General features: G+C 69.8%; 23 protein-coding genes. 4 read left to right on the top strand and 19 right to left on the bottom strand.

Annotation, left to right across the window (positions count from 1 at the left end; genetic code table 11):
- Positions 1 to 4: 4 nt before the first annotated feature.
- The 3 genes from J0A91_RS00910 (at position 5) to J0A91_RS00920 (ending at position 4,103) form a co-directional block, all read left to right on the top strand.
- Positions 5 to 1,147 (top strand): phosphoserine transaminase, encoded by a 1,143-nt coding sequence (locus J0A91_RS00910; RefSeq protein WP_069203334.1) that lies wholly within the window; start codon positions 5 to 7, stop codon positions 1,145 to 1,147.
- A gap of 105 nt (positions 1,148 to 1,252) precedes the next feature.
- Positions 1,253 to 2,830, top strand: coding sequence for a phosphoglycerate dehydrogenase (serA, locus tag J0A91_RS00915; protein ID WP_069206908.1), 1,578 nt, complete (start codon positions 1,253 to 1,255; stop codon positions 2,828 to 2,830).
- Between the two features lie 169 nt (positions 2,831 to 2,999).
- The gene (locus tag J0A91_RS00920; protein WP_069203335.1) at positions 3,000 to 4,103 is read left to right on the top strand and encodes an ATP phosphoribosyltransferase regulatory subunit; all 1,104 of its coding nucleotides are present in this window, start codon (positions 3,000 to 3,002) and stop codon (positions 4,101 to 4,103) included.
- 104 nt (positions 4,104 to 4,207) lie between these two features.
- On the opposite strand, the gene J0A91_RS00925 is transcribed toward J0A91_RS00920, so the two are convergent.
- Positions 4,208 to 5,533, bottom strand: a complete 1,326-nt coding sequence (locus J0A91_RS00925) for a dihydroorotase (RefSeq protein ID WP_069203336.1) — start codon at positions 5,531 to 5,533, stop codon at positions 4,208 to 4,210.
- A gap of 44 nt (positions 5,534 to 5,577) precedes the next feature.
- Between J0A91_RS00925 and ygfZ the strand changes: the two genes are divergently transcribed.
- The gene (gene ygfZ, locus J0A91_RS00930) at positions 5,578 to 6,318 is read left to right on the top strand and encodes a CAF17-like 4Fe-4S cluster assembly/insertion protein YgfZ (RefSeq protein ID WP_069206909.1); all 741 of its coding nucleotides are present in this window, start codon (positions 5,578 to 5,580) and stop codon (positions 6,316 to 6,318) included.
- Positions 6,319 to 6,604: 286 nt separating this feature from the next.
- On the opposite strand, the gene J0A91_RS00935 is transcribed toward ygfZ, so the two are convergent.
- The 18 genes from J0A91_RS00935 to J0A91_RS01020 form a co-directional block, all read right to left on the bottom strand.
- Positions 6,605 to 7,732 carry an OmpA family protein gene (locus J0A91_RS00935; protein WP_069203337.1) on the bottom strand — a complete coding sequence of 376 codons (1,128 nt, stop codon included), beginning with the start codon at positions 7,730 to 7,732 and terminating at the stop codon, positions 6,605 to 6,607.
- Positions 7,733 to 7,868: 136 nt separating this feature from the next.
- Complete coding sequence (locus J0A91_RS00940; protein ID WP_069203338.1) at positions 7,869 to 8,372, bottom strand: DUF2793 domain-containing protein; 504 nt, start codon at positions 8,370 to 8,372, stop codon at positions 7,869 to 7,871.
- Position 8,373: 1 nt separating this feature from the next.
- Complete coding sequence (locus J0A91_RS00945; protein WP_069203339.1) at positions 8,374 to 10,536, bottom strand: phage tail protein; 2,163 nt, start codon at positions 10,534 to 10,536, stop codon at positions 8,374 to 8,376.
- A 1-nt stretch (position 10,537) separates the two neighbouring features.
- Positions 10,538 to 10,930: a hypothetical protein gene (locus tag J0A91_RS00950; RefSeq protein WP_069203340.1), complete on the bottom strand. Its 393-nt coding sequence runs from the start codon at positions 10,928 to 10,930 to the stop codon at positions 10,538 to 10,540.
- Positions 10,927 to 11,736, bottom strand: a complete 810-nt coding sequence (locus J0A91_RS00955) for a DUF2163 domain-containing protein (RefSeq protein ID WP_069203341.1) — start codon at positions 11,734 to 11,736, stop codon at positions 10,927 to 10,929. Before J0A91_RS00955 ends, J0A91_RS00950 begins: the two co-directional genes overlap by 4 nt.
- Positions 11,733 to 14,027, bottom strand: coding sequence for a DUF2460 domain-containing protein (locus J0A91_RS00960; protein WP_069203342.1), 2,295 nt, complete (start codon positions 14,025 to 14,027; stop codon positions 11,733 to 11,735). The genes J0A91_RS00955 and J0A91_RS00960 overlap by 4 nt, the downstream gene beginning before the upstream one ends.
- 7 nt (positions 14,028 to 14,034) lie before the next feature.
- Entirely contained in the window at positions 14,035 to 14,604 is a 570-nt protein-coding gene (locus tag J0A91_RS00965; RefSeq protein ID WP_069203343.1) for a tail tape measure protein, read from the bottom strand.
- The gene (locus J0A91_RS00970) at positions 14,597 to 14,797 is read right to left on the bottom strand and encodes a phage tail assembly chaperone (protein ID WP_069203344.1); all 201 of its coding nucleotides are present in this window, start codon (positions 14,795 to 14,797) and stop codon (positions 14,597 to 14,599) included. Before J0A91_RS00970 ends, J0A91_RS00965 begins: the two co-directional genes overlap by 8 nt.
- A complete protein-coding gene (locus J0A91_RS00975) occupies positions 14,794 to 15,108 on the bottom strand; it encodes a gene transfer agent family protein (RefSeq protein WP_069203345.1) in 315 nt (104 codons plus the stop codon). The genes J0A91_RS00970 and J0A91_RS00975 overlap by 4 nt, the downstream gene beginning before the upstream one ends.
- Positions 15,105 to 15,512 carry a phage major tail protein, TP901-1 family gene (locus J0A91_RS00980; RefSeq protein WP_069203346.1) on the bottom strand — a complete coding sequence of 136 codons (408 nt, stop codon included), beginning with the start codon at positions 15,510 to 15,512 and terminating at the stop codon, positions 15,105 to 15,107. Before J0A91_RS00980 ends, J0A91_RS00975 begins: the two co-directional genes overlap by 4 nt.
- A gap of 30 nt (positions 15,513 to 15,542) precedes the next feature.
- Positions 15,543 to 15,926, bottom strand: coding sequence for a tail completion protein gp17 (gene gp17, locus J0A91_RS00985; protein WP_069203347.1), 384 nt, complete (start codon positions 15,924 to 15,926; stop codon positions 15,543 to 15,545).
- On the bottom strand, positions 15,923 to 16,120 hold the full coding sequence (locus tag J0A91_RS00990) for a hypothetical protein (RefSeq protein ID WP_069203348.1): 198 nt from the start codon (positions 16,118 to 16,120) through the stop codon (positions 15,923 to 15,925). Before J0A91_RS00990 ends, gp17 begins: the two co-directional genes overlap by 4 nt.
- Positions 16,114 to 16,677 carry a head-tail connector protein gene (locus tag J0A91_RS00995; RefSeq protein ID WP_069206910.1) on the bottom strand — a complete coding sequence of 188 codons (564 nt, stop codon included), beginning with the start codon at positions 16,675 to 16,677 and terminating at the stop codon, positions 16,114 to 16,116. Before J0A91_RS00995 ends, J0A91_RS00990 begins: the two co-directional genes overlap by 7 nt.
- Positions 16,678 to 16,780: 103 nt before the next feature.
- Positions 16,781 to 17,836 carry a phage major capsid protein gene (locus J0A91_RS01000; protein ID WP_069203349.1) on the bottom strand — a complete coding sequence of 352 codons (1,056 nt, stop codon included), beginning with the start codon at positions 17,834 to 17,836 and terminating at the stop codon, positions 16,781 to 16,783.
- A gap of 74 nt (positions 17,837 to 17,910) precedes the next feature.
- Positions 17,911 to 18,321, bottom strand: coding sequence for an HK97 family phage prohead protease (locus J0A91_RS01005; RefSeq protein ID WP_240502161.1), 411 nt, complete (start codon positions 18,319 to 18,321; stop codon positions 17,911 to 17,913).
- A 53-nt stretch (positions 18,322 to 18,374) separates the two neighbouring features.
- Positions 18,375 to 18,683, bottom strand: a complete 309-nt coding sequence (locus J0A91_RS01010; RefSeq protein WP_069203350.1) for a DUF6127 family protein — start codon at positions 18,681 to 18,683, stop codon at positions 18,375 to 18,377.
- Positions 18,680 to 19,813 (bottom strand): phage portal protein, encoded by a 1,134-nt coding sequence (locus J0A91_RS01015; protein ID WP_069203351.1) that lies wholly within the window; start codon positions 19,811 to 19,813, stop codon positions 18,680 to 18,682. Before J0A91_RS01015 ends, J0A91_RS01010 begins: the two co-directional genes overlap by 4 nt.
- Before the next feature lie 88 nt (positions 19,814 to 19,901).
- Entirely contained in the window at positions 19,902 to 20,573 is a 672-nt protein-coding gene (locus tag J0A91_RS01020; protein ID WP_069203352.1) for a spermidine synthase, read from the bottom strand.
- Positions 20,574 to 20,598: the final 25 nt, after the last annotated feature.

The following is a 20,598-nucleotide window of genomic DNA, read 5'->3' on the forward strand; positions in this document are numbered from 1 at the left end:
CTACATGACTGACCTACCCGCGCTTCCGGCGACGAAGCCTGCGCGTCCTTTCTTCAGCTCCGGCCCCTGCGCCAAGCCTCCGGGCTGGTCCGCCGCCGATCTCGCTACCGAATCGCTCGGCCGTTCGCACCGCTCGAAGATCGGCAAGACCCGCCTCGCCTATTGCATCGATCTGATGCGCGAGCTGCTCAATCTGCCCGCCACCCACCGCATCGGCATCGTCCCCGGCTCCGACACCGGCGCGTTCGAAATGGCGATGTGGACGATGCTGGGCGCGCGCGGCGTCACCACGCTCGCCTGGGAAAGCTTCGGCGAAGGCTGGGTGACGGATGCCGTCAAGCAGCTCAAGCTCGATCCGACCGTGATCCGCGCCGATTACGGCCAGCTCCCCGACCTGACGACCGTCGACTGGTCGACCGACGTGCTGTTCACCTGGAACGGCACCACCTCGGGCGTGCGCGTGCCGAACGGTGACTGGATTCCCGACGATCGCGAAGGCTTGAGCTTCGCCGACGCGACCAGCGCGGTGTTCGCTTACCCGCTGCCGTGGGACAAGATCGACGTCGCCACCTTCTCCTGGCAGAAGGTGCTGGGCGGCGAAGGCGGCCACGGTGTGCTGATCCTCGGCCCGCGTGCGGTCGAGCGGCTGGAAAGCTATACGCCGGCCTGGCCGCTGCCGAAGGTGTTCCGCCTGATGGCGAAGGGCAAGCTCGCCGAGGGCGTGTTCAAGGGCGAGACGATCAACACCCCGTCGATGCTCGCGGTCGAGGATGCGATCTTCGCGCTCGAATGGGGCAAACAGATCGGCGGCGCCGCCGGCCTGATCGCACGCAGCGACGCCAATGCCGCCGCGCTCGACAAGATTGTCGCCGAACGCGACTGGCTCGGCCATCTCGCCGAGGACGAGGCCTCGCGCTCGAAGACCAGCGTGTGCCTGACGGTCGAAGGCGCTGACGAGGCGTTCGTCAAAACCTTCGCCGGCCTGCTCGAAAAGCAGGGCGCGGCGTTCGACGTCGCCGGCTACCGCGATGCCCCCGCCGGTCTGCGGATCTGGTGCGGTGCGACGGTCGATACCGCCGATATCGAGGCGCTCGGGCCGTGGCTCGACTGGGCCTACGCCACCGCCAAGACGCCGGTCGCCGCGTAACCCACCCTATTACGTCGCCCCAGCGGAAGCTGGGGCCTCCCTCCGCATAGCGTGCCCTCGCGGCACGAGATCCCAGCTTTCGCTGGGATGACGAAGGAATTGAACATGCCAAAAGTCCTCATTTCCGACAAAATGGACCCCAAAGCCGCGCAGATCTTCCGGGAGCGCGGCGTCGAAGTCGACGAGATCACCGGCAAGACCCCCGAAGAGCTGATCGCGATCATCGGCGAGTATGATGGCCTCGCCATCCGCAGCTCGACCAAGGTGACCAAGGCGATCCTCGCCGCCGCGACCAACCTCAAGGTGGTCGGCCGCGCCGGCATCGGCGTCGACAATGTCGATATCCCCGCCGCTTCCGCCGCCGGCGTGGTGGTGATGAACACCCCGTTCGGCAATTCGATCACCACCGCCGAACATGCCATCGCGCTGATGTTCGCGCTCGCCCGCGATCTGCCCGAGGCCGACAAATCGACTCAGGCCGGCAAGTGGGAGAAGAACCGCTTCATGGGCGTCGAAGTCACCGGCAAGACGCTCGGGCTGATCGGCGCGGGCAACATCGGCTCGATCGTCGCCGATCGCGCGCTCGGCCTGCGCATGAAGGTGGTCGCGTTCGATCCGTTCCTGTCGCCCGAACGCGCGATCGAACTCGGCGTCGAGAAGGTCGAGCTCGACGAACTGCTCGCGCGCGCCGATTTCATCACGCTGCACACCCCGCTCACCGACCAGACCCGCAACATCCTGTCGGCCGAAAATCTCGCCAAGACCAAGAAGGGCGTTCGCATCATCAACTGCGCGCGCGGCGGGCTGATCGACGAGGCGGCGCTCAAGGAAGGTCTCGATTCGGGGCATATCGGCGGCGCCGCGCTCGACGTGTTCGTGACCGAGCCGGCCAAGGATTCGCCCTTGTTCGGCACGCCCAACTTCATCTCGACCCCGCACCTCGGCGCATCGACCAGCGAAGCGCAGGTCAACGTCGCGATCCAGGTCGCCGAGCAGATGGCGGACTATCTCGTCTCGGGCGGGATCACCAACGCGCTCAACGTGCCGTCGCTGTCGGCGGAGGAAGCGCCGCGTCTGAAGCCCTACATGGCGCTTGCCGAGAAGCTCGGCAGCCTCGTCGGCCAGCTCACGCGCGGCGCGGTGCCGCGAATCTCGATCCACACCGAGGGTGCAGCGACCGAACTCAACCAGAAGCCGATGGTTTCGGCGGTGCTGCACGGCTTCCTGCGCACCCAGACCGACACGGTCAACATGGTCAACGCGCCGTTGCTCGCCAAGGAGCGCGGCATGGAAGTGCGCGAGGTGAAGACCGAGCGCGAGGGGGATTACCATACGCTGCTGCGCGTCTCGGTGAAGACCGACGCGGGTGAGCGCTCGGTCGCCGGCACATTGTTCGGCGATGCCGCGCCGCGTCTTGTCGAGCTGTTCGGCATCAAGGTCGAGGCCGATCTCGCCGGGCCGATGCTGTATGTCGTCAACGAGGACGCGCCCGGCTTCATCGGCCGGCTCGGCTCGCTGCTCGGCGAATCGGGCGTCAACATCGGCACCTTCCACCTCGGCCGCCGTTCGGCGGGCGGCGAAGCGGTGCTGCTGCTGTCGGTCGACGAGCCGGTCACGCCCGAGCTGATCGCCAAGGTGCGCGAGCTGGCCGGCGTGAAGACCGCGATGGCGCTGGCGTTTTAGAACCCGCCTTTTCCGTTCGGGCCGAGCGAAGTCGAGGCCGGGGTCGCTCCGGGCACGCCCCTCGACTTCGCTCGGGACGAACGGAATCTGGGTATCCCCTGTTCTTCCACCGCGAAGCCGGTACAGGCTTCGGCAGGACGCCCACACGGGCCTTTGGAATACCTCGCCGATGACCTCGCTTCTCCCCCAAGGTTTCCGGGATCGCCTGCCGCCCGTCGCCGATGCCACGGCACGGCTCGAACAGGCCGTACTCGGCGCTGCGTTCCAGCATGGCTATGAGCGCGCCGATCCGGCGCTGGCCGAGTTCGAGCAGGGCCTCGCCGGGCGGCTCAAGTCGGCGACCGCGCAGGATGCGGTTCGCTTCGTCGATCCGGTGTCGCAGCGCACGCTGGCGATCCGGCCCGACATCACCGCGCAGATCGGCCGGATCGCCGCAACGCGGATGGGGCATCATCCGCGCCCGGTGCGCCTCTCCTATGCGGGTCCGGTGCTGCGGCTGCGCGCGTCGCAGCTCAGCCCCGAGCGCGAATTGCTTCAGATGGGCTGCGAGCTGATCGGGCTCGACACCGTCGCGGCGGCGGCGGAGATCGTCGGCGTTGCGGTCGAGGCGCTCGAAGCGGCTGGCGTGCGCGACATTTCGATCGATTTCACCCTGCCCGATCTGGTCGGCGTTCTCGCGCGTGGCCCGCTGCCGATCGACCCGGCGCAGATCGCCGCGCTCAGCGAGCGGCTCGATGCCAAGGATGCCGGCGGCGTCGCGGAGATCGCGCGCGCGTATCTGCCGCTGGTCGAGGCGGCGGGGCCATTCGAAGCGGCGCATCACCGGCTCTGCGCGTTCGATGCCGGCGGCGCGCTCACCTCGCGGCTCGACGGGCTGTGGGCGATCGCGCAAGGGCTGAAGGGCCGCGTCGGGCTGACGCTCGACCCGACCGAGCGGCACGGCTTCGAATATCAAAGCTGGCTCGGCTTCTCGATCTTCGCGAGCGGCGTGCGCGGCGAGATCGGGCGCGGCGGCACCTACACCGTCGTCCATGAGGATGGCGCCGAAGAGGCCGCGGTCGGCTTCTCGCTCTACGCCGACGCGATCGTCGCGGCCGGGCTGGGCGAGATCGACCGGCGCCGGCTGTTCGTGCCGCTCGGCACCGATCCGGCGCTGACGGCGGCGATGCGTAAGGCCGGCTGGGTCACGGTCGCCGCACTTGAGGCAGGGGATACGCCCGAGGCGCAGCTTTGCACCCATCTGCTGGCGGAAGGTGAGCCGCGGGCGCTGTAAGAGCGCCCGTTTCTCACGCCGTTCGTCCCGAGCGAAGTCGAGGGACACGTCCACGCGCTCCGCCATGTGTCTCGACTTCGCTCGACACGAACGGGGTGAGACGGTCAGCCGAACTCGACTGCCTCGAACCGGATCGGTTCGCCCACGGCCGTCTCGGCCAGCGCGGCATCCCACATCACGCGGTTGCCGCGCACGATCGTGCCGATCGGCTTGCCGGTCAGCTCCATGCCGGTGAACGGCGACCAGCCGCAGCGCGACGCCAGCCAGTTCTCGGTGATCGTCCAGCGCGCCTTCAGGTCGACGATCGAGAAATCCGCGTCATAACCGACCGCGATCCGGCCCTTGCCGACGATCCCGAAAATCCGCTGCGCGCCGGCGCTGGTCAGGTCGATCACGCGCTGGAGCGTGGTGCGCCCTTCCGCGACATGGTTGAGCAGCAGCGGCAGCAACGTCTGCACGCCGGGCATGCCGCTCGGCGAGTCGGGATAGGGCTTGGCCTTCTCCTCGATCGTGTGCGGCGCGTGGTCCGAGCCGATCACGTCGGGCACGCCCTGCCGCAACCAGTGCCATAGCCCGTCGCGATGCGCGCCCGAGCGGATCGGCGGGTTCATCTGCGCATAGCTGCCGAGCCGGGGATAGGCGTCCTCGCCCGCCAGCGTGAGATGCTGGGGCGTCACCTCGCAGGTGGCGATGTCCTTGTGCTGCGACAGCAGTTCGAGTTCGGCGGGCGTGGTGATGTGAAGCACGTGGATTCGCCGCCGCGCCGCGCGCGCCAGCGCGAGGATTCGCCGCGTCGCCAGCAATGCGCTCTCATCGTCGCGCCACACCGGATGCGAGGACGGGTCGCCGGGGACGCGCTCGCCCGCGCGCGCGTTCATCCGCGCCTCGTCCTCGGCGTGGATCGCGACGCGGCGCTTGCCCGAGGCGAGCACTTGCGCCAGCGACGAATCCTCGGAGACGAGCAGGTCTCCAGTCGAGGCGCCCATGAAGATCTTGACGCCCGCCGTGCCCGGCACCCGCTCAAGCTCGGCGAGGTCCGGGGCATTCACATTGGTCGCGCCGACATAGAAAGCGTGGTCGCACCACATGCGATGGTGCGCGCGCGTCAGCTTGTCGGTGATCGCGGCGGCGCTGTCGGTGTTGGGCTTGGTGTTGGGCATTTCGAACACCGAGGTCACCCCGCCGAGCACGGCGGCGCGGCTGCCGCTTTCGAGATCCTCCTTGTGGACCAGCCCCGGCTCGCGGAAATGGACCTGCGTGTCGATCACGCCGGGCAGGATATCGAGCCCGGTGCAATCGATCGTCTCACCGGCATCGCCGGTCGCGCCGATCGCGGCGATCTTGCCGCCGATCACGCCGACATTGGTTTGCGCCGGGCCGCTCGGCAAATGCACCGTTCCGCCCGTCAGCATCAGATCGAACCGCGCCATAGCTGCCTCTTTCGCTTAGTCTCGCGCCCTCCTACCTGTTGATGATGACCGAAACCACCCCGACCCTGCTCGCGACCCGCGCGCTGATCCGTATTGCCGGCGACGATGTTCGCGGTTTCCTGCAAGGCTTGCTGACTCAGGACGTGATCGGGCTGGATGCGTCCGGGCCGCGCTGGGCCGGGCTGCTGACCCCACAGGGCAAGGCTTTGTTCGATTTCCTGCTGTGGGCCGATGGCGACGCGGTGCTGATCGATTGCGAGGCGAGCGCTGCCGCGGCGCTGACGCGGCGGCTGTCGATGTACCGGCTGCGGCGCGCGATCACGATCGAGGCGGCGGATGGCGGGGTGCATTGGTCCTCGCGGCACGGCGCGTTCGCCGATCCGCGCCTGCCCGATCTCGGCTTCCGCTGGATCGGCGCGGCTGGCGGGGAAGCTGCCGATGCGGCGTGGCGCGCACACCGGCTCGCGCACGGCGTGACCGAGGGGATCGGCGAACTCGGCAGCGATCAGACGCTCTGGCTCGAATGCAATGCGCGCGAGCTGAACGGGGTCAGCTTCACCAAGGGCTGCTATGTCGGGCAGGAGAATACCGCGCGCATGAACTATCGCGCGAAAGTCAACCGCCGGCTGGTGGTGGCGCCGCTTGGCGAACCGGGCGACCGGACGCGTGCGTCGTATCCCGAACTGGGGTTGATGGTCGAGCTGCGCCGTGTCGAGGCGCTCGGCGACGCGGTGCGCCCGACGTGGCTCGAAGCCGCTTTGGCCGAGGCCACGCCGGTTGCCTAAATTCGACGCGCGTCAATAGCGCCGTTCGTCCTGAGTAACCGCCGAGTAGCCCGCAGGGCGTATCGAGGTCGTGTATCGAAGGACAAGCCCCGAGAGCGACCTGTGCTTCGATACGGGCTCTCGATACGGCTTCGCCTACTCAATCCCTACTCAGCACGAACGGCTACGGTTGCCATCAAAAGATAGGGCCAAGCGGCGGCATCCGCCACCTTGCGCATCTTCCGCGCACAAAAAAAGGGGGCCGGTTTCCCGACCCCCTCTCTTCGAACTTTCGTCCAGCTCTGGCTTAGTTGCCCGAACCCGGACCGTACGTGATTTCCACGCGACGGTTCTGCACTTCGCGAACGCCATCGGCGGTCTGAACGCGCAGATGGGCGGGGTCTTCGCCGAACGCCTGCGTGGTCATCACGGTCTCGGGGACCGAATGCGCCGACAGATAAGCCTTCACCGAGTCCGCGCGACGCTGCGACAGACCGACGTTGTACTTCGGCGTGCCCGAGCGATCGGTGAAGCCGGCCAGCATGACCTGCGCGTTGCCGCACGACTGGTACTGGCTGATGGCGTTGTCGAGGATCGACGACGCTTCTGCCGTGATGTCCGACTTGTCCCATTCGAAGAACACGATGAACGGACCAGGCGAGCAGACCACCGGAGGCGGCGGCGGCGGAGCAGTCGGCTCCGGCGGCGGCGGCGGGGGCGGAGGAGGCGGCGGCGGCGGCGGAGCAGCAGGCTCGCCGAAGTTGTACGTCAGGCCACCGAGGAGGCTGTGCGAACGATAGCGCGTCTCGTAGCTCGCGCCCTCGACACCGACCAGCTTGATGTTGTCGGCGTTGAAGAAACGATACTTGAGCGAGATATCGACATGGTCCGAAAGCGGAGCGCGAACGCCCGCGATGCCCTGCCAGGCGAAGACCGTGTCGCTGTCGTCGAGGATCGCCGCACGGTTGCCGGCGCGAACGCCCGCCATCGATACGCGCGCAACACCGACACCACCGCCGACGAAGCCCTGAACGCCATTGTCGTCACCGAAGTCGAGCAGGCCGTTGACCATGAAGCTCAGAGCCGACGTGTGGCTGTGCGGGCTGTTGTAGTTGCCCGGCCCTGCGAAACCACCGGGGGTGGTCACGAACGGGCTGTTGACCGACGAACGATAGTCGTCGCCCTTGGCGAACTTGTAAGCGACTTCGCTTTCAAGCCGGAACATGCCAAGATCGTAACCGATGACGCCATCGACGTCGTAACCGGTCTTCGTCTTGTAGGTCGAAGCCGACGGCACGTTGCCGATATCGAACTTCGAGTCTTCGACGATCATACCGCCGCCTTCGACGCCAACATACCACGACTTATCGCGGGCAAGAGCTGGCGTTGCGAGAGCAGTGGAGGCAAGCGCGATGATTACGGCTAGCTTCCGCATAGAAATCCCCTTTCATTAGGTGTCACTCGGACAGCCCAAACTCCCTAGGACGGGCTTGGTTTCCACGCAAGCGCACAAATACCTGCGACTGTTGCAGAAGCGCAACAGCCGAGGTCTTAAAGGGGTTTCCGCCGGCTTACGCGGCGATCAGCCCGTGTGTGTGCAGTGCAGCAAGAATTGCGCTGATCGCCTCTCGCGCCTCGATGTCGGCCACGGTGCCGCCAGAGGGCTCGGCGATCGTCGATTGCTGCGCTGCAACAACCTGAACACCGTCGATTTCGAGTCGCGATCCGCGCACGACGCCGACGCTCCAGCCACTCCCGTCGAACAGCGCCTCGCTCGCATCGGAGAGGTTCCAAACGCGCATGCCCGTTTTGGGTATGCAGAATCGCCAGCCGCCGTCGCTCCAGCCGGCGAGATGGCGGGCGTGCCCCGCCCACACGCCGGTCGGCGCCGCGCCGACGATCCAGCACTGTCCCGCGACCGGCGTCGCGGGCGGCGTGTCGATACCGATCGCCAACACCACCGGGTGCGCGAACAGATCGAGCAGAGTCAGCGCCTCGTTATGAGTCATCTCCTTCTGCGCCTGCCCGGCGCTCAACAGCGGCAGCGCCAGGCGTGCGGTCACATCGTCAGTCATGTCATGCCTCCCAGGCGGGGATGAAGAGGTTTGCGGCAGTCGATGCGCCGACCGAGCCGACCTGCCGGATCGAAACGGTCACGCCCGCGCCGCGCTCGGCGGCGCCGAGGTTGAGCATGGGCTCGCTGGTCTCGGCTGCCGGCGCGGTTCCGATCGTCACGCGGTAGAGTTCCCGCTCCTCGACGAGCGGCGAATCGACGCCGTCGATCCAGCGCCACCCGGCGCGGCTGCGGCGCGTCCAGCGGATCTCGGCGCCGCCGTCACCAAGCTCGCGCCAGCGCAGACCCACCGGCGCGAGCGGCAAGACCGAGCCGCCCGCGATCGTCGTCTGTGCCGCGGCTGGCCCCGCGACATCGCCGATGCCCGAGGCGAGCACGCGAACCTCGCCGCCGAGCGTCGCAAGCGGTACGTCGAGCGCCATCACGGCGTCGCGTTCGATCAGTACGACACGATCGCCCACCGCCTGAGTCCCGATCGCCGCCTCGGTGCCGCGTCGGCCACGATACAGGGTGGAGAGCCGCCAGCGAGTCGCGCCGATCTGCTCGGCCACGCCGAACTGGAGCAACTCGTCACCGCACAAAGCGAGGTTCGCGCCCGCATCGAGCGCCGCAGCGTCCGCGCCCGACAGTGCCATGTTCGCATGGGCAAGCTCGACCTCGAACCGCGAGCGGCGATCGATCACCGTCGCCGGTACGGCGAGCGGCACCGACGCGAGCACGCCGAGCGTCGCGGGCGCAGCCGTCGCGCCCGCCGTGGACCAGCGCGCGCCGCCGTCGAGGCTGTACAGCAACGCGGCGCGCCGCCAGCCGGGCGCGGTGCCCGCCGCCGCGATCGTCACGCGCGGCGCGCTCAGCACGCTGTCGTCAAGCGGGGGGATTTCGAAGACGTGGACGATCGTCGTGCCGGCGACCGCGTCGGGCGAGGACAGCACCCTGCCCCCGCTCGCTCGCACGGGCAGCGCGGCGGCGGCGAGCCGCACGCACTCGAGCGACAGCACCATGTGTTCGAGCGACCAGCCGGTCACCCGCCACGCGCCCGCCGCGCCATCAATCGCGACGCACGCTCCGGGTGCGATGCCGATCGCGTCCCAGCCGAGCGCGACCGTCCGCCGCACCCGCCCCGCCTCGGCACGCGCGAGCGTCGCCTCCGCCATCGTCTTGGCGCTGGCCGCGTCGAGCGCGGCGGGCATGTCGATCTGCTGGTCGCTATAGCCCGCGCCCGGCCGCCGCGCGCGCTGAACGCCGGTTTGATAATCGCGCGCCGGATCATAATGTTTGAGCGTCACCGTGCGCGGCACCGTCTCGATCGCGGCGGTCGATCCGACCGCGCGCGCGCCGCCGCCCGCGCCCGTCGCGACGCCGGCATCGGCGATGGTGCGCTCCGGATCGATCGAAACGCGCAGCGACAGCCCCGCCCCCTCCGGCGCGAATCGACCGCCAATCGCCGTGCCGAGCGTCTCGATCACCGCGCGCAGATTGCCATACGCGGCGAAGCCCGGCAGCGGCAGCGTCGCCGCCGCGCCGTCGATCAGCCCACCGGAGAGGTCCGCCGCGATTGCGCCTGCGGCGACCGGCGCGGGATCGGCGATGACCTCGAAGGTCAGCGACGGGATGCGGTTGCCGTAGTCGGCAAGCTGAAGGCTCTCGAACACCGCATAGGCGATGCCGCGATGCGCCGGCACCAGCCCCGCGCCTTCCGCAGACGCGATCAGCGGATCGGCGTCCTGATCCTCGCCGCCGAGATGCAGGCGGAAGCCGGTCGAGACCTTGAAGTCACCCGCGCCCCCGCGCAGCAGATTGCCGTCCGCCCAGATCCGCCCGACGCTTCGGATCGGCCGCCCCGACAGCGCCACCGCGAACGACGCCGAATAGCTGTAATTGGTCACGCTCGGCTGGCCCTTGCCGCTGCTCGCGGTGCTGCGGCTTTCGATCAGGTCGGTTGACCAGATCACGCAGCCGGCGATCCGCATCGTGCCGAACACGCGCTGGATCGGCATGCCATAAGAGGAGGTCTGCACCGCCAGTTCGGTCAGCCGTGGCCCCTCGCGCCCCTTGGGCTTGAAGAGCACGTCGCGGTCGATCGTCTGGCCGAGCAGCGCGCCGATCGCGCCGCCGATGGGGCCGCCGATCACGCTGCCGATCGTCGTCAGCACCAAGGTCGCCATATCAGTCTCCTGTCAAACGCCACGCCGCGACCAGCGGCCACGGCGGCACGCCCGGTCGCTCGACCACGCGCCTGAGCATCGCGTCGGCATGGACGACCCCGCCCGGCACCCGCACGGCGAGGTGGAATTGCGCTGGCCCGGCCGCGAACAGCAGCAAGTCGCCGTCCATCGGCGCCGAGGTGCGGGCGAGCCCGGTCGCGTCGATCGCGGCGGACGGATCACCGCTTCGGATCGCATAATCCGCCGGAATCACCGTCGAGACTCCGGCGGCGCGCGCCGCCAGCGCCGCCAGCCCGACGCAATCGAGCCCGAACGCGGGATCGCGCCCGTGCAGGCGGAACCGCGCACCCACCGCGCCCCGCGCCGCCGCTACGGCGCACTCGCCCGGCGTCATGCGCCGGGATACCGGGTGAGCAAGTCGATGCCGGGGAGGTACGGCTCGCCGCGAAAGTTCAGGGCGTTGCCGAACCGCGCCGCACAGGTCGCGACGCTCTTGTCGCAACCCTCGACCAGTTCGATCAGATCGCCCGGCGTGGGCGTAAAGACGGGCTCGGCGCGCAGCATCACCACCGCGCCGTCCGATGCCGCGACCGCGCTCTCCAGCCCGCTGTTCGCCCCCCCGAACCAGCGGAGCAGCCCGCCACCATAAGCGTTGGCGTTTGGCTCGACCGCGTCCACCGTCACCGCCTGCCCGGCGACCGACACCATGCGCGCGAAGCGCCGCCGCCCCGCCATCGCGACGCGGCACCTCTTGTCGCCCAGCTCGGCGCGGCACTCCGCCGAGGTTTCCTCCGCCGCTGGCCGGTCGAGCGCCGCGCTCGCGCCGCGCAGCTCGGCGGTGAAGGCGCCGTCCCTGGTCTCGACCGATCCGATCGTGCCTTCGCCGAGATCGACTCGCGCGTCGCCGCCGGCCCAGTCGACCGCGAACAGCCGCACGCGCGCGCCGTCCCACCGCCCCGCGCCGAGATCGCGCGCGCTGATCGCCGTGCCGGTCAGCGCACCCGACACGTCCATCGTATCGACGTCGAGGCCGTCGCTGCGCTTGATCGCCGAGGGTGTCATGCCCGGCGCGGCGCGGTGGATCAGGCCGTCGATCACCAGATCGCGGTCGTGCGAGGTCAGCCCGATCGCGATGCCGTCGCGCCGCTCCAGCCGCCAGCACAGAGCGACCGTCGACAGTGGTCCATCGAGGAAGCTCATGCCACATCCTCGCGCACTTCGAGCAGCGGCACCGACGCCGCCGATCCCGCCAGAAAGGTCGCGCGCGCCACGCTGAGGCTGTCCTCGGCGAAGCGGACCGGCACGTCGAAGCGAAACCCAGCCGTCACCACCGCACCCGCCGCCGGCGCGGTATCGAAGTCTATCATCCCGCCCGCCGCCAGCGAGAATGCGGCGCTCGCCACGCCGTCGACCGCGACCATCACGCTACCACCGACCGGCCGCGTGATCCGCCGCACCACCGCGCCATAGTGTTTGACCAGCGCGAAACGGGTGGCGATGCCGTCGCCGATACCGATCTGCTGATCGAGCACTGTCGGCACCACGCCGCCCGATGACGCATCGAACGGATCGCGCAACCGGAACGCGCGAGCCGGCCCCATCCGCGCGCGGAAGAACGCGAGCAGAGTCGCGATATCGGCTTCGGAGCGCACCCCCGGCCCGACATCGTAGCGCGTTCGCGCCTCCGCCCAACTCGCGTTGCGCGCCTCGTGCCCGCCCGCGCTCGTCACGATCGCGGTGGAATATTCGGGTGCCACCTCCGCCTCGCGGCCGAGCGCGAGCGGGAACAGCACATCGTCGAACGCCTGCATCTCGTCCGCCTCCTCTTCGAAATGCACGAAACCATCGCGGATCACCTGCGGCAGCGCCCAGACGAACCCGCGCCGCACGCCGCGCGCCCGCGCGCGCTGCGCCGCCGCCTCGATCTCGCGCCAGCCGGCGGCGTCTTCGCGCCGCAGCACGAAGCCGGCGAGATAATCGGTCTCACCGGTCGCATAGCCGAGCCGCCCTTGCGCTTCGGCGAGGGCGTGCTCGCTCAAGGTGCTGTTGCCCGCGGTGACGTAGTCATAATCCTCAAGCTGAAGCACATCGAACGCGGGCCGCGCCCAGCCGAGCGGCAGATTGGCACGCCGCAGTTCGGGGGCATCCGCCGCCAGCACGGTCGGCAGATACGCGAGCAGATGCGCCTCGCACGCCGGCGCGACCGCCTTCACCGCCGCGACCAGCGCCGCCGTCGAGGCCGCCAGCACCGCGCCCGCCGCATCGAGCAGCGCCGTCGCCCCCGCCGACAGCGGCCCGCGCACGCTGGCGATCTCGATCGGATCGCCCAGCACCGCCCGCGCGGCCGCGTCGTACAGGCATGGCCGGCCATCGGGCATCACCCACCACCACGGCTCGCCGACCTGGAACTTCGGCGCCAGCCCCGCCGCCACCGCGATGCCGATCACCTCGGCGGCGACCGCGTGCAGATAGGCCATCGCGCCGCCATGCGCCGGCGATAGCAAGGTAGAGGGCGGCACCCAGCCGGTCAGCGCGGGCGACCCATCCCATGCGCCCTGCTTCCAGTCCGCCGGGCAATGCGCGTCGAACAGTTCGTAGCTGAGCGACCAGATCACATCATAGCCGAGCACCGCCGCGCGCTCGGCGAAGTCGCGCTGCCACGCCCGCGCCGCGACATTGAGCGCGCCCCCCGCCAGCGTCACGAGGCGCTCGGCGACGGTGAGCCGGAAATAATGGCTCATCCCGACATAGTGGACGATCGCGCCGCGATAGCCGAGGTGAAGCGCATTACGCAGGAGCCGCGCCGGCGTCAGATTGTAGCTGTCGTCATAGCCGCTGGCGATCTCGAGCGCGTGCGCGGGCACCACCGCGTCGCCGATCGCCAGCACCGCGCCCGGCCCCGAACAGGCGATGCCGCTCAGCTCGACCCAACCCTCGGCGGGCTCGGCGAGTGGCGCGTCGCTCGTGTCATAATCCGGCGGGACCAGCGACACGAACATCCGGTCGATATCCCCCGCCCACACCGGCACCGCTTCGTCCGGCAGCAGGAACCCGCCCGCGACGCTCGCGAAGTCGATCGCGACCTGTGCGTCCTCGGGCGTGCCGGTCGCATAGTTCCACAGCCGCACGTACCAGGTTCGCGCCGCCCCGCCCGCGTCGCGCCCCTCGATCGTCAGCACCGGCCCGTCGATCGCATCGAGCGGCCGCACCCCCGCCGATCGCCAGCGGAACGCGAGCCGGCAGCCGCGAAAGTCGCGCGCCGTTTCATAGGCGAGCAACGGATGATCGAAGCGATCCTCCGCCGCCCAGATCAGCCCGGCGAGATCGTTCCTGCGGTAGAACACCGCATCCACGCGCAGCGCATCGGGCGCGATCGTGGTGACGGCGGCCATCATCGGCCGCGGGAAATCCACCGTCCAGAAACGCGGATCGAACCGCGAGATCACACCCTCGGCCTGATGAGTCCGCGCCGCCGCCAACCAATATGCCATAGCTCTTTCACTCCACCGCCAGCGCCGCCTTCACCGCGCGCGCGACCTGCCGGCCCGACGCGCTCAGCGCCGCACCGCTTTCGCCACGCGCGGCGTTGATCGTGATCACGACCCGCACGTCGCGCCCGCCACCCCCGCCGGCGGCGACGATGCTCCCGCTCGATGTCGGCACGAACAGCTCCGGCCCGCGCTCGCCGACCACATAGGCGCGCGCCGGCGACACTGGCCCGCCGGTCGCCCGCCCCGGCGATCCGCCCAGCAACCCGGCCAGCGTCGTCAGCAGACCGCCGCCGCCCGAACTCGCGCCGCCGCTGCCGAGGATCGAATCGATCCCGCTGCGGATCGCCGCGCTCGCGATGTCGGCGAGCACCGACAGCGCGACCTTGCGCAGATCCTCGAACCCCAGCGACCCGGTTCGCGCCGCCTTGACCAGCACATTCTCGATCTCGCGCCCGGCGCGATCCGCCCCCGTGACCAGCGGGCCGTCGAGACTGGCGCGCATCGTATCCACGTCGCGCGCGAAGCCGGCGGTGTCGGCGCGCACGCTCACCACCAGCCGGTCGATTTCCTCATCCATCGGGAAACGCCTCCATCAATGTCGCGATCGTCTCGGGGGTCGGCGGCGTCGCGCCGGCCTCGCCGCCGATCGCCGCCACCAGCGCCGCCAGTTCGGCGGGTGTCGCAGCCCAGAAGTGCGCAGGGCGCCAGCCGAACGCGACGCCGGCCAGCCCCGCCAGCCGCACCGCCGCATCGGCGAAGCGCGCACTCATCGCCCGCCAAGGATCTGCGCGAGCAGCACGCGCAACACCGGTGTCGCCTGCGCCAGACCCGCCGCCGCGACCGCCTCGCCGAACAGCTCGCGCGTCAGCGCGGCCGGGGCTTCGTGCAAACAGTGCCAGAACAGCGCGACCAGCTCGCGCAGGGAGAGTTGCCCCGCCGCCGCGCGCTCGACCAATGCGAACAGCGGCCCCAACTCCTCCTCCGCCGCGACCAGCGCCGCGAAGCTCGGCCGCAGCACGATCTGTTCGCCCGCCACGCGGATCGCCGCCTCGCCGCGCGCGGGGTTCGCCACCGCGCTCATGCCGCCACCACCGCGCCCGAGCTTTCCAGCGCGATCGTGTAGCTGCGCTCGCCATTGTAATCCCCGGCATAGTCGAGCCGCGTCACAAGGAAGCGTCCGCTCAGCGTCTCGCCACTCTCGAAGCTCAGCCGATAGTCATCGATCACGCCGGCGAGCGCATTGCCCTTGAGCCGCACCTCCGCCGCCGATCCGGTGAACACCCCCGCCCCCGAGACGCTGACCGAGCGCACCCCAGCGCCCGACAGCAATTCGCGCCACCCGCCCGAATCCTTCGAGGTGATCGCCACCATCTCGCCGTTGATCGAAAGCTGCGTCGTGCGCAGCCCCGCCACCGTCGCATAAGCAACCGGCGATCCGCCGTTGCCGATTTTCAGCAGGAATGCCCTGCCACTCTCCGCGCCCATATCATGCTCCTGTCTGTTGAAATCGCCGCCTCACGCGGCGAGCATCCGCACCCGATATTCGATCACCGCGCTCCACCGCCCCGGCGCCGGCCGCAGCAGCCGCGTCCGCACGAACACGAGGCTCGCGATCCGCCACCCGTCGAGATCGCGCGGCAGCGCCTCGATCGCCGCACTCGCCGCGCCGGCAAGCGCCTGTACCCGCGCCGGCGTCTCGGCCGCGTCGCGGATCGTCACCGCCAGCCGCAGCTCGCGCCCGTCGCGATCCTTGACGCTCCAGTCGCCGCTCAGCGTCTCGCCGATCTCGGCGAAAGGCGGGGTCGCCTTGACCGGCGGCCCCTCGAACACGCCGTTCAGCCCGGGGATTGCTTTGAGCACCGCGAGCAACGCCGCCTGCACCACGCCGTCCGCGCTCATCGCAGCAGACTCCCGATCCAGCGCAGCCGCGCATCCTCGCGCGAGACCCGCCCGACCAGCACGATCGCGTCGTCCTCGCCGCTGACGGTCAGTTCGGGAAACGCCGCCTGCAACCGCGCCGCGCCTTCGGTGATCGCGCGCGCCTGCGCTGCGGCGCCGATCGTGCGGCCTCGCCCTGCCAGCCCGCTCAACATGCGCGTGTCCGCCGCGTCAGCGCGATGCGGCGGAACGGCCGCCACAGCGCCGTCACCGCCACCGGCGGCGCCGCCGCCGCATCGCGCACGGTGAACAGATGCGCCGCGAGCAGCACGACACCCTGCCGGATCGGCGCGGGCAGCGCCTCCCAGCCGGTCGCCAGCCCGGCGGTGAAGGTCACGCCCACCCGCATCGCGCCGCCCGAATCGATCACCCGCACCCAGCCGTCGCCGGCGGGATCGATGTCGATCACATAGGCCTCGCTCGCCAGCGCCGTGCCGCCGATCGCCTCGACCGCACCGATCGCCCGAACCGGCGTTGCCGCCAGTTGCTGCCACGCGCGGCTCGCCGGCAGCACGTCGCGCAAGCTCCGCGCGATCAGCACCTGCCCGATAAACGCTTCGCCCAGCCCCAGCGCGGTCTCGGCCAGTGCCACCACCAGCGCATCCTCGTCATCGTTGACCAGCCGCAGCATCGCCTTCACCTCGGCCAGCGCCGCCGCGCGATCCTCCCCGCCGAGCACCACCGCGCCCGGCCCCTCGCTCCCGATCGTCATGAACATCTCCACCTTAAAGCGGGCGCAGCCGTCGGACGGCACCGCGATGCGGTGCCGCCGCCCGGCCGCGCCGAGTCCGGGATTTGCTTGCGCAAACCCCGGCTCAGCTTGCGGCGAACTTCATCAGCTTGATCGCCTCGGAATTGCTCACGCAGCCACCGATCCGCTTGGTCGCGTAGAAGGTGACGAACGGCTTGTTCGAATAGGGATCGCGCAGGATCGCGGTTTCGCTCCGCTCCGCGATCAGATAGCCGGCGCGGAAATCGCCGAACGCGATCGCCAGCGCGTTGGCGGCGATGTCGGGCATGTCCTCGGCCTCGATCACCGGATAGCCGAGCAACGTCGCCGGCTGCCCCGCCGCCAACCCGGGTGCCCAGAGGAACGCGCCGTCGGTGGTCTTGAACTTGCGGATCCGCGCCAGCGTCGCCGAGTTCATCACCCAGTTCGCATTCTGGCGATACGGCCCGCGCAGGCTCTGGACGAGGTCGATCAGCCGGTCCTGCGGGTTGGCGGCGAAATCGCCGGCCGCGCCGCTCGCCAGATATTGCAGCGTGCCGAACGCGCGCGCCGCGTCGTTGGCGGCCGCGACCGGTGCCTGCAGGAATCCCTTGGGCCGAGCAACGCCCGATCCGGTGACGAACGCCGCCCCTTCGGCGCGCGCGAACTCGGTGGCCACCTCCCCGGCGAGCCACCCTTCGACATCGAACAGCGCATCGTCGAGCATCGCCTGGCTCGCGCTCGGGTTGGCGTACAATTCCCCCATCGGCGGGGCGATCTCGGCATAGGTCGGCGTGGGCGTCCCCGGCCGCGCATCGGTCTCCGCTGCCCAGCCCGAGGGCGTGCCGCCGCTCGTCACCAGCTTGCGATACCCCGCCGAGCCGACCTTGACGACATTGGCGATCGCCCGGATCGGCGAGATCGAGGTGAGCGTCGCGTCGATCACCGCATCGATCTCCTTGGGGATCGCATAGCCGCCGCTGTCGCCGGTCACGCCGGTGAACGATTTCATCTCGACGCTGCTGCCGCTGCGCAGGAACCCCGAGAACGCCGCCGCGCGACCACCGTCGCGCGCGCCGCTCAGCAACGGCCGCACCACCGCGCCGCCCATCTCCACGCCCGAGAAGCTCGTCTCAAGCGAATCCGCTTTCACTTCGATCATGTCATTCTCCCATGCGAAAACACCCCCGCGCAGGCACCGCCGGCGGGCAAAAACCTCGAAAATCTCGAAAGCCGTCAGGCTATCGCATGCACCCGTGCGAGCGGCTGCATCGGCTGCGCGACCAGGCTCACCTCGACCAGATCGACCGCGGTCAGTTCGCGATACCGCCCCCGCGCCGCCGCTTTCACCCGGTAGCCGAACGACAACCCGGAAACCGCGCCCGACCGCACCAGCCCGGCGAGCCGCGCATCGTCGATCCGCCCGATCACGCGCAGCCCCCGCATATCCTCGCCCGCCTGCTCGATCACGCCGACCGGCGCGCCATTATGCTGCCACAGCAACGGCACCGGCCCGACCGGCCCGAACGCGCCCGCGCGCACCACGTCGCCACCGCGATCGGCGCGGTCGAACACGGCGGCATAGCCAGCGAAGCGCAGCCCGGCCGCCCCATCCGTTCCCCCGCGAAAGCGGGGGTCCAGAGCCACCGACGCGGCGCTGCCTGGCTCTGGACTCCCGCTTGCGCGGGAGAACGGCGCGGTCACTTCACCCAATCCCAGAACCCGAACCGCGCCGCGAGGCCGGCGAGCAACACCGCGCCGCCGATCCGTGCCACCCAGCCGATCACCGCTTTCCACGCCGAGCGCTTGGCGTCGCGCCACGCGCCGAGCAATTCGCGCAACTCGGCCATGTCCTTGGCCGCGCCCGAATCATCCAGCCCGAGCCGCATCAGCGCCCGGCTCGCGCCAAGCTCGCCGGCTTCTTCCGCGATCGCACGCAAGGTCGCCAGATCGGCACCCTCGGCCTGCCCCTGCGCCATCAACTGCGCCAGCACCGCACTCACACTCATGCCACACCTCCCGCGTGATCCGCGTTCAAGCCCAACATCGCCCGCTTTTCCGCGTCGCTGAGGAACCCGGCCGCATTCACCTGCGCCCACAGCCGCTCGCGATCCTCGGCGAGTGCCGTGACCTTATCGACGTCGACGCGCAGCCACGGCGCCTCGAACCAGCCGGCCAGCCCCTGCGCGAGTCCGGCGAAGATCGTGTCGGCCAGCGGCAGGATCGCCAGCCGCCACAGAGCGCGGCTCGCCTCGCGGTAATTCGCATAGGTCGCGTCACCCGGCAGCCCGAGCAGCATCGGCGGCACCCCGAAGCCGCATGCGATCTCGCGCGCCGCCGCCGCCTTCAGCCCGACGAAATCCATGTCGGCCGGGGTCATGCTGAGCGCCTGCCATTTGAGGCCGCCCTCCAGCAGCATCGGCCGCCCGGCATTGCCCGCGCCGGCGAACCCAGCTTCCATTTCGGTACGGAGCCGCTCGAACTGTTCGCGCGACAGCACCGATCCGTCGCCCGGATCATGCACCAGCGCGCCCGACGGCCGGGCGGCATTGTCGAGCAGCGCCTTGTTCCAGCGTGCCGCCGCATTGTGCAGCGCGATCGCGCCCGCCGCCGCGCCCAGACACCCCAGCCCATAATGGTCGTCGAGCGGATGGAAGCTGCGCAGATGCACCAGCTCGGGCCGCGCGCCGTCCGCAATCAGCCGCGTCACCCGCTCGCCGACGCGGTAGCGATACGCGACCGGCCAGCCGCCCGCATCCGCCTCCACGCTCACCCGCTCGGGCCTGAGCGCGAACAGCTCGACGACCTGCCCCGCCGGGTCGGTCATGATCTGGACATAGGCGTTGCCGTGCAGCAGCAGGTGCGCCGCGACCGTCTCGGTCAGCGCCTGCCCGCCCGAACGCGCGCTCACCAGCGCGAGCAGATCGGACGAAGACGCCGTCACCGGCGCGCCCGCCAGCCCCTGCGCGACCAGCCGCACCGCGCGCTGCGCGACGGCGTTGCGGCAATAGCCCTGCCGCACCTGCGCCGCATAATCATCGGCCCATTCGCCCGACGATCTCCCCGCCGACCACAGGCCATAGCGCGCCAGCACCGGACGCACGTCGCGCCCGGCTGATTTCCAGCCGAAGAGTTTCATGTGATGTCCTTGTTCAAGCCGGCGCGAAACTGTCGCGCCCGCGCCAACCGCACATGCTTTGGCCCCCGTTATGGGAGCAGATCGAAGATCAGCCCGGCTTCTTGCCGAACCAGATCACGTGCCGCGCGCCCTTGCCGCTGGCACGCGCGCGGATCGTCACCTCGTCCACCGCGAACCCGGCCTCGCCGAGCCGCCGGGCGAATTTCACGTCGGGCGCGGCCGACCAGATCGCCAGCACCCCGCCGGGCCGAAGCGCGCCCCGCGCCGCCTCCAGCCCGCGCGCCGAGTACAGCCGGTCGTTGCCGCGCCGCGTGAGACCATCGGGACCGTTATCGACATCGAGCAGGATCGCGTCATACGCGCCCCGCCCGCCGGCGATCACCGCGCCGACATCCTCGGTGAGGATCTCCACACGGCGGTCGTCGAGGCTGTCGCCGGTCAGCGCCGCCATCGGCCCGCGCGCCCAGTCGATCACCTGCGGCACCAGTTCCGCCACAGACACGCTCGCCTGCGGCCCGAGCCGCGCCAGCGCCGCGCGCAACGTGAAGCCCATGCCATAGCCGCCGATCAGGAAATGCGGCGCCGCGCCCGTCACCCGATCGCACGCCAGCGTCGCCAGCGCCTCCTCGGAACCGCTCATCCGGCTGCTCATCAATTCCTCGACACCGAGCATGATGAAGAAGTCGGTGCCACGCTGCACCAGCCGCATTTCGCCGCCGCCCGGCACCTGTGCGCTATCGATCAATATTCTCGGAACCATCCGTCCTCCTAGCGCCCTAAAAGCC

The organism is Sphingomonas panacis, from assembly GCF_001717955.1.
Classification (GTDB): domain Bacteria; phylum Pseudomonadota; class Alphaproteobacteria; order Sphingomonadales; family Sphingomonadaceae; genus Sphingomonas; species Sphingomonas panacis.